This is a genomic window from Paenibacillus thermotolerans (genome assembly GCF_028745515.1).
Classification (GTDB): domain Bacteria; phylum Bacillota; class Bacilli; order Paenibacillales; family YIM-B00363; genus Paenibacillus_AE; species Paenibacillus_AE thermotolerans.
In genome coordinates, this window is the sequence record NZ_JAQZSG010000041.1 from 25085 (window position 1) to 33095 (window position 8011).

Genomic DNA, 8011 nt, shown 5'->3' on the forward strand with positions numbered 1-8011 from the left:
CATAACAAACAGCGCTATGCTATGATGGAAAAAGCGAACAATTGCTATGGTAAAAGAGGTGGATCCGCAAGTGGCCAAGTGTATCATTATTGATGGGAACAGCATTATTAACCGCGCGTTTTACGCGCTGCCTCCGCTTACGAACGGAGCGGGACTGCATACGAACGCCGTGTACGGCTTTACGACGATGCTTCTGAAATTAATAGAAGAAGAGAAGCCGACGCACATGCTGGTTGCGTTCGACGCCGGAAAAATAACGTTCCGCCATGCGGAATACGGCGAATATAAGGGCGGCAGGGCGAAGACTCCGCCGGAGCTTTCGGAGCAATTCCCTTTGCTCAAGGAGCTTCTTCGTTCGATGGGCATTCATCAGTATGAGCTTCCAGGCTACGAAGCGGACGACATCATAGGCACCTTGACGAAGCGGGCGGACCAAGAGGGCGTGGAAACGCTTGTCGTCTCGGGGGATAAAGATATGCTGCAGCTCGCCTCCGATCACGTGACGATCGCCTTGACGCGCAAAGGCATTACGGAGACGGACAAGTTCGATCCGTCCGCCATTAAAGAAAAATACAATTTGACGCCTGCGCAAATTGTCGATTTGAAAGGCTTGATGGGCGACGCATCCGACAACATTCCCGGCATTCCGGGCGTCGGCGAGAAGACGGCGCTCAAGCTGCTTCAGGAATACGGCTCGGTGGAAGGCGTGCTGGAGCATGCGGACGAGCTGAAAGGAAAAATGAAGGACACGGTCAAAGAGAACGCGGAAAGCGCCCGGATGAGCAAAGCGATCGCCACCATATTCCGGGAAGTGGAGCTCGATGCGGACTGGGACCGGCTGGCCTTCGAGGGCTACGATAAAGCGGCGACGAAATCGATGTTCCAGAAGCTTGAATTCAAGTCGCTCCTGGAGCGGATGGATTTCAGCGGCGTGCGGGAGGATGCTTCCGACGAGCAGCCGCCCGTAGAGCTGCTTGATTTCGACGCTATGACGCCGGAAGACGTCACGCGGGCGCTTGATGCCGTGAAAGCCGTGCATGTGGAAGCGATCGGTGATAACCCGCACGAAGCGGAGGTTGCCGGCGCCGCGTTTTACTTGGGCGCCGATCAGGCGTTCTTCGTGCCGGCCGCCTCCTTGCTTGGAGACGCCGGCGAGCCGCTGCGCCGATGGTTATCGGACGAAACGCGCGAGAAAATCATTTATGACGGCCATAAGGTGGAGCTGGCGCTCGGCTGGCTCGGCATCGAGCTGAAGAGCGTCGGCTTCGACGTTGCGCTCGCGGCTTATTTGGCGGATCCGACGGCTTCCGCCTATTCGCTGAGCGAGCTTTCCGCCAAATACGGCGCATACTCCCTACCGTCGGATCAAGATGTTTACGGCAAGGGCGTCAAGTTCCGCATGCCGGAGCCGGCTGCGCTCGCGGCATTTATGGGCCGCAAAGCGCGCGCCGTCTCTCTGCTGTCGGACAAGCTTCGGGAGACGCTGAAGCAGAACGATATGGAGAAGCTGTATTTCGATTTGGAGCTGCCGCTTTCCAAGGTGCTCGCGTCAATGGAGCTGCGCGGCATCAAGGTGGACGTCGAGGAGCTGAAGGCTTACGGCGTCGAGCTGACGAATAAGCTGGAACACCTGATGCGTCAAATTTATACGCTCGCCGGTACGGAGTTTAACCTGAATTCGCCGAAGCAGCTGGGAGAAATTTTGTTCGAGAAGCTGGGGCTGCCGCCTTCGCGGAAGACGAAGACGGGTTATTCGACGGATGCCGAAGTATTGGAGAAGCTGGCGCCTTATAACGAGGTCGTTAAAAATATTTTGGATTACCGGATGCTTGCCAAGCTGCAATCGACTTATGTCGAAGGCCTCCAGAAGGAAGTCCGCAAGCAAACCGGCAAGGTGCACACGTATTTCCAGCAGACGATCGCGGCGACCGGGCGCCTGAGCAGCCAGTTCCCGAATTTGCAAAACATCCCGATCCGCACGGAGGAAGGCAGAAAGCTTCGCAAAATGTTCATCCCCTCCTCTCCCGGTTGGAGCATTGTCGCGGCGGACTATTCGCAGATTGAGCTGCGGGTGCTTGCCCATATTTCCGGCGACGAGCGGATGCGCGAAGCGTTCCTTCACGATATGGACATCCATACGAAGACCGCGATGGACGTATTCGGCGTGAAGGCCGAGGAGGTCGACGCCAATATGCGGCGTCAGGCGAAGGCGGTCAACTTCGGAATCGTGTACGGAATCAGCGCCTACGGCTTATCCCAGAACCTCGGCATTTACCAGAACGAAGCCGCAGAATTCATAGAGCAATATTTTTCCGTTTTCAAGGGCGTGCGCCAATATATGGACGACATCGTGAAACAAGCCCGACAAGACGGTTATGTCACTACGTTGCTAAACAGGCGCCGGTACTTGCCGGAAATTCACGCCTCCAACTTCAATTTGCGTTCCTTCGCGGAGCGGACCGCGATGAATACGCCGATTCAAGGAACGGCGGCCGATATTATCAAGCTGGCGATGGTCCGGCTCGACGAAAAGATGCGCGAGGCCGGCGTACAGAGCCGCATGCTGCTGCAGGTGCATGACGAGCTTGTCTTTGAAGTCCCGAAAGACGAACTCGAAACGATGCAGGCGCTCGTGAAGGAGCAGATGGAATCCGCCCTGCAGCTTTCGGTGCCGCTCAAAGTCGAGGTCAGCTTCGGCAACAATTGGTATGAAGCAAAGTAAAGACGGAACGCCCGGGATTGCGATATAATCCTAGGTTGAGGTGAGGTAACGATGCCGGAATTGCCGGAGGTTGAAACGGTCAGGCGGACGTTGAGCCGTCTCATAGAAGGCAAAAAAATATCGCGTGTGGACGTGCATCTCCCCCGCATCGTCAGGCGCCCCGCCGAGCCGGAGCGCTTCGCGGCGGCGCTGGAAGGCCAAACGTTCCGTTCGGTCGAGCGGCGCGGAAAGTTTTTGCGCTTTATTCTGGACGAGCTGGTGCTGGTTTCTCATCTGCGGATGGAGGGCCGGTACGGCTTGTTCGAAGCCGGAGACCCGCTGGAGAAGCACACGCATGTCGTGTTCGCGTTTACGGACGGAACGGAGCTGAGATACCGGGACGTCCGCCAATTCGGTACGATGGATTTATTTCGCCCGGGAGAGGAATTTTCCGAAGGGCCGCTTCATAAGTTAGGTATGGAGCCGTTATCGGACGAGTTTACGTTCGAAGCGTTCCGGAAGCGAATCGGAAACCGCGAGACGAAAATCAAGCCGCTGCTGCTGAATCAAGAGCACGTCGTCGGCATCGGAAATATTTATGTGGACGAGTCGTTGTTTCGCGCCGGCATTCACCCCGAGCGCGAAGCGCGGTCGCTTGCGCCGTCCGAGCTGAAGCGGCTGCACGAAGCGATCGTGGGCACGCTGAAGGAAGCGGTCGACGCGGGAGGCTCTTCCGTAAAGTCGTACGTAAACGGCCAAGGCGAGCAAGGGTCCTTCCAGTACAGCTTGCAAGTATACGGCCGTAAGCAGGAAGCCTGCGTGAACTGCGGAACGCCGATCGAGAAGACGGTCGTCGGCGGCCGCGGAACGCACTATTGCCCGCACTGCCAGCCCTTGAAGAAACGGCGGTAGCACCCAATACGTCCTTCCCCCATATATTGAGGTTAGGTTTGCTTCAATAGCTCACCTTTGCCTAAGAGGGAGGGACTTAAGCCTTGACTGCCTACTTGTCGCTTCTCGCGCTAGCCCTAGCCGTCAGCTTGGACGGCTTCGGGGCGGGCGTTATGTACGGAATGCGGAAAATTCGCATCCCTTGGACGTCGATCGCCATTGTCGCCTTATGCTCCGGGATCGTTCTATACGCCTCCATGGCCATCGGCGAGCTATTCGTCGGCTGGCTGCCGGAAACGGCGGGGAAATCGGCCGGAGCTGTCATATTGATCGCCATCGGTTTATGGGCCGTATATCAGATGAGCACGGCCGAATCGAGGCAGCAAGTCGATTCGCGCGAGGCGGCCCGCCCGACCGATCCGGAGGGAGCCGCCGGCCCGGCTGCGGCGGACGAAGAGCGTACCGTTCTTCTCTGGGAAATTCGGACGCTGGGCATCATCATCAAAATATGGAAGACGCCGTCCGCGGCGGACATGGACCGGTCGGGCGTCATATCCGCATCGGAAGCCGTGCTGCTCGGCATTGCGTTGTCTCTTGACAGCTTCGGTGCGGGGATCGGCGCAGCGCTTGTCGGATTTCCGCCGCTATTGACGGCTGTAACGATCGCGCTCGCCTGCGGCGTGTTTATCGCATGGGGCGCAAAGCTCGGCTATTTGTTCTCGGGATACCGTTGGATGAACAGGCTGTCGATGCTTCCCGGATGCATTTTGATCGTGATGGGAATCTTTAAACTGCTATAGAGGAGACACGCATATGAACGTCGGATTAACGGGTGGAATCGCTTGCGGCAAGTCGACCGTATCGCGCATGTTTTCCGAACGGGGAGCGCACATCGTCGACGCCGACGTCATTGCCCGGGAGGTCGTCCTTCCCGGGCGGCCGGCGCTGGCGGAAATTGCGCGCCGGTTCGGCGATCGGGTGCTGCAGGAGGACGGGTCGCTCAACCGGAAACGGCTGGGTGAAATCGTATTTGGAGACGATGCCGCCAGAGCCGATCTGGAAGCGATTCTCCATCCGGTCATCCGGCACGAAATGCGGCGCCAGATCGATTCGTGGAACGACTCCGATCCGAATTCTCTCGTAATTGTGGACATCCCTTTGCTGTATGAATCCGGACTGGACGAGCTCTTCGCGTTCGAAGATATTATTGTTGTATACGTTCCGCGAAGCGTGCAGCTGGAGCGGCTCATGCTGCGCGACGGGCTGTCTCGGGACGATGCGGAGAAGCGGCTATTGTCCCAGATGCCGATTGAAGACAAGAAGCGTCTGGCTGACGTCGTGATCGATAACAGCGGCGCCTTGGGGGATACGGAGCGCCAGATCGAGCAATATATGAAGCGGAAAGGTTTTTGATCGATGTGGTACCGGAAAAAGAGGATTTATGCCGTTCTGCTCATTATTGTGCTTGTGGGGTTGTTTTCGGAAAAAATTTGGCTCGGTCAGTTGATGTATCCGATTCACTATGAAGAAGCCATTAGGGAAAACGCGCTGAAGCGGGATATCGATCCGTACCTGCTTACGGCGATCATACGGGTGGAAAGCAACTTCAGCCCGGACAAGCAGTCGAAGAAGGGGGCAGCCGGCTTAATGCAGCTGATGCCCTCGACGGCTCAGTGGATTGTGACGGAGGCGGGGTACGGCCGCTCGACGCTGGACCGGCTCCACGAGCCCGAGGTCAACATCGAAATCGGCTCGTGGTTTATCCGGTCGCTCCAAAACCAATTTGTCGAAGCGGGCGCCGCCAAAGAGCGCGAAATCGCCATTATAGCGGCATCTTATAATGCCGGCCCCGGCAACGTGGCCAAATGGCTGCAGACGGGGCGATGGGACGGCAACATGAGCACCGTCGATCAAATTCCGTTCGGCGAAACGAGGCACTACGTTCATCGGGTACATTATTATTATAAAAAGTATTCGCAAATTTATCCGGAGCTCGGCAGTCCGACACCCAGGGCAAAATAAATAAGCACCGGAAGGTTGTGCTTAAAGCACAACCCCCCGATGCTTCATAAAGCCGGGATTAACGAGAAGTTTGTTGACCTGCAAGCGTCTGCTCAGCGATTTGTACAAGGCGGCGAGTGATGTGCCCCCCGATCGCACCTGTGTCGCGAGTAGCCATGTAACCCCAGTAACCGTCATTCGGTGTTTGAATGCCCAGCTCCTGTGCTACTTCATACTTGAGTTGGTCAAGGGCTGCGTCCGCTTGAGGGACAACCAAGACGTTGCTGCTTCTGGATTGACCTTCTGCCATTTTGTTTTCACCTCCTCGTCGTTGGTGATAGTATTATGTGCGGTTGTCTCAAGTTCGAATCAGGTAGTGTATGGTAAAACATTAGAATGGTATGGAGGAAGCTTACCCTTATGAAGTGTCCGTATTGCGATCATCCCCACACGAAGGTTCTCGATTCCAGACCCGTGAACGACAATAAATCGATTCGCCGCCGCAGGGAATGCGAGAAATGCGCCCGCCGCTTCACGACGTTCGAAACGGTGGAGGAAGCGCCGTTGATGGTGGTGAAGAAGGATGGGAGCCGTGAGGAATTCAGCCGGGAAAAAATGCTCCGCGGACTCGTAAGAGCGTGCGAGAAGCGGCCGGTATCGGTAGAGCGACTGGAGTCGATCGCGGACGACGTCGAGCGGGAGCTTCGGGAGACGGCAGCGACGGAAATTGCAAGCCGCGATATCGGAGAGCTGATGATGAAGCAGCTATACTCGGTGGACGAGGTGGCTTACGTTCGGTTCGCATCGGTATATCGGCAGTTTAAAGATATCGACATGTTTATGAAGGAGCTATCCTCCTTGTTGAATAAATCGCATTGACAGCGACATGGTTGGGTGCTACAATGATTCTTGTCGCTTTTGGGCCCTTAGCTCAGCTGGGAGAGCGCATCGCTGGCAGCGATGAGGTCAGGGGTTCGATCCCCCTAGGGTCCACCATAATCGATAAACAGACACGCTGAATCCAGCGTGTTTTTTTTGGTATTACACCCGGTTCCCGCTACCCCTCGCTAAACCCTGCGGTGCAAACGTCCACCACGGGCGCTATTTCGTAAGTTTGCCCGCCGTTTCTTGCTAATGGCCACCACCGTCGGGAACTTGTTAATTTTGCCCGCTACCATCCCGCTTAATGGAAACCACAGAAGCTATATCGCCAATGTCCCACCCTTTAACGAACATCACAAACGCTATATCGCCATTGTCCAACGCCATTCCACTAACGGCCACCACGAAAACTGGTAACGAACACAATTTCGCTATTTGACCCGGCTTCTTTTTGCTAACGGCCACTACGGACGCTATATCGCCAATTTACCCTCTTCAAAATCGCTAACGGACACCACAAACGCTAAACCCCGATTTTTGGAGCGGCCCCCCGCCTTTTCGAGGTAATAACTGCGGTTGTGTCCGTTACAACTGCAAACTACATTCAAAACGCCTAATAGCTGCATCCCTGTCCGTTACGTTAGAGCAAGCCGCCTGACATCCGAATTTGATAGGTCCGATACCTGAGATTGCCGCTACTGACAAGGAGCAGCCCTCTGTTTACCAAATCGTGCAGCAGGCGGCGTGTGTGACGATCGGACAATCGCAAGTGTGCGGCAAGCTCTGCCGGCATGAAGGGGCGCAGCAACCGACGAGCGAACCGCAGCGCTTCCGCTTCCGCCCAATTCAAATCAGAAGGCGCCTGCGTGGAGAGAAACTTCCCTGCGAACGAAAGGACTAACTGCTTGCATCGTTCAGGATCTTCTTCAATGGACAAGTAAGCGATCGGAAGAAAAACCCAGTCGTCGAGCGCTAACATTGCCTGTTTCATACATAGATCCTTAAAGCGTGTCACATCAACATCCCGGGCATGCGAACGGTAACCGTGAATCTCAATGCATCCCTTCACTCCAGGCGGCGGCATATAAGCGATATCGAGATACCGCAGCTTGCCGTCGAGATCGCGCACCTCCCACTCCGGGTATAAGTGATTCAAATGCCCGATCGCCGGATGCCAGATGGATCGCAGAAACTCGACCGTGCCGTGCCCTAATCCTTTGTTTAACAACTGGCGCCTGCGCGGATTGGTTTCCTCGTTGATTTGCTTATGCAGCCATTCCTCGTACTGTTGATCAAATATACTCACTCTTGCTTCCCTCCATCTGCGAACAAGCAAAAAGCCGCTCCAATACGGTACCCGACAACAGGTACAGCATCAAAGCGGCATGTGCTTCACGCCATTTTTTATTAAGTTTAGTTTAATACAAGCGATGGGCTGGAGCAACGTCTTTTGCATAATTAGACGATGTTTCTGCAAGAGGACCACTGCGGTGCTAAACATTCCTGTAAGGACTAAGATTTCGTCTTGGACAAAAA

Annotated in this window: 8 protein-coding genes and 1 tRNA gene; 7 read left to right on the forward strand and 2 right to left on the reverse strand. The window is 55.4% G+C overall.

Features of this window, described 5'->3' with window-relative positions; genetic code table 11:
* Positions 1 to 70 precede the first annotated feature (70 nt).
* The 5 genes from polA to PT964_RS23075 all read left to right on the forward strand — a co-directional run bounded on the left by polA (position 71) and on the right by PT964_RS23075 (position 5614).
* The gene (gene polA, locus PT964_RS23055; RefSeq protein WP_274365717.1) at positions 71 to 2722 is read left to right on the forward strand and encodes a DNA polymerase I; all 2652 of its coding nucleotides are present in this window, start codon (positions 71 to 73) and stop codon (positions 2720 to 2722) included.
* Between the two features lie 51 nt (positions 2723 to 2773).
* On the forward strand, positions 2774 to 3613 hold the full coding sequence (gene mutM, locus PT964_RS23060; protein WP_274365718.1) for a DNA-formamidopyrimidine glycosylase: 840 nt from the start codon (positions 2774 to 2776) through the stop codon (positions 3611 to 3613).
* Positions 3614 to 3696: 83 nt separating this feature from the next.
* Complete coding sequence (gene ytaF / locus PT964_RS23065; protein WP_274365719.1) at positions 3697 to 4392, forward strand: sporulation membrane protein YtaF; 696 nt, start codon at positions 3697 to 3699, stop codon at positions 4390 to 4392.
* A gap of 13 nt (positions 4393 to 4405) precedes the next feature.
* The gene (gene coaE, locus PT964_RS23070; RefSeq protein ID WP_274365720.1) at positions 4406 to 5005 is read left to right on the forward strand and encodes a dephospho-CoA kinase; all 600 of its coding nucleotides are present in this window, start codon (positions 4406 to 4408) and stop codon (positions 5003 to 5005) included.
* 3 nt (positions 5006 to 5008) lie between these two features.
* Complete coding sequence (locus PT964_RS23075; protein ID WP_274365721.1) at positions 5009 to 5614, forward strand: lytic transglycosylase domain-containing protein; 606 nt, start codon at positions 5009 to 5011, stop codon at positions 5612 to 5614.
* Between the two features lie 58 nt (positions 5615 to 5672).
* On the opposite strand, the gene PT964_RS23080 is transcribed toward PT964_RS23075, so the two are convergent.
* On the reverse strand, positions 5673 to 5903 hold the full coding sequence (locus tag PT964_RS23080; RefSeq protein WP_274365722.1) for an alpha/beta-type small acid-soluble spore protein: 231 nt from the start codon (positions 5901 to 5903) through the stop codon (positions 5673 to 5675).
* Positions 5904 to 6013: 110 nt separating this feature from the next.
* On the opposite strand from PT964_RS23080, the gene nrdR reads away from it, so the two are divergent.
* On the forward strand, positions 6014 to 6472 hold the full coding sequence (gene nrdR, locus PT964_RS23085; protein WP_274365723.1) for a transcriptional regulator NrdR: 459 nt from the start codon (positions 6014 to 6016) through the stop codon (positions 6470 to 6472).
* Positions 6473 to 6513: 41 nt separating this feature from the next.
* A tRNA-Ala gene (locus tag PT964_RS23090) sits at positions 6514 to 6589 on the forward strand.
* Between the two features lie 526 nt (positions 6590 to 7115).
* On the opposite strand, the gene PT964_RS23095 is transcribed toward PT964_RS23090, so the two are convergent.
* Positions 7116 to 7781, reverse strand: coding sequence for a transcriptional regulator (locus PT964_RS23095; protein ID WP_274365724.1), 666 nt, complete (start codon positions 7779 to 7781; stop codon positions 7116 to 7118).
* Between the last annotated feature and the right edge of the window lie 230 nt (positions 7782 to 8011).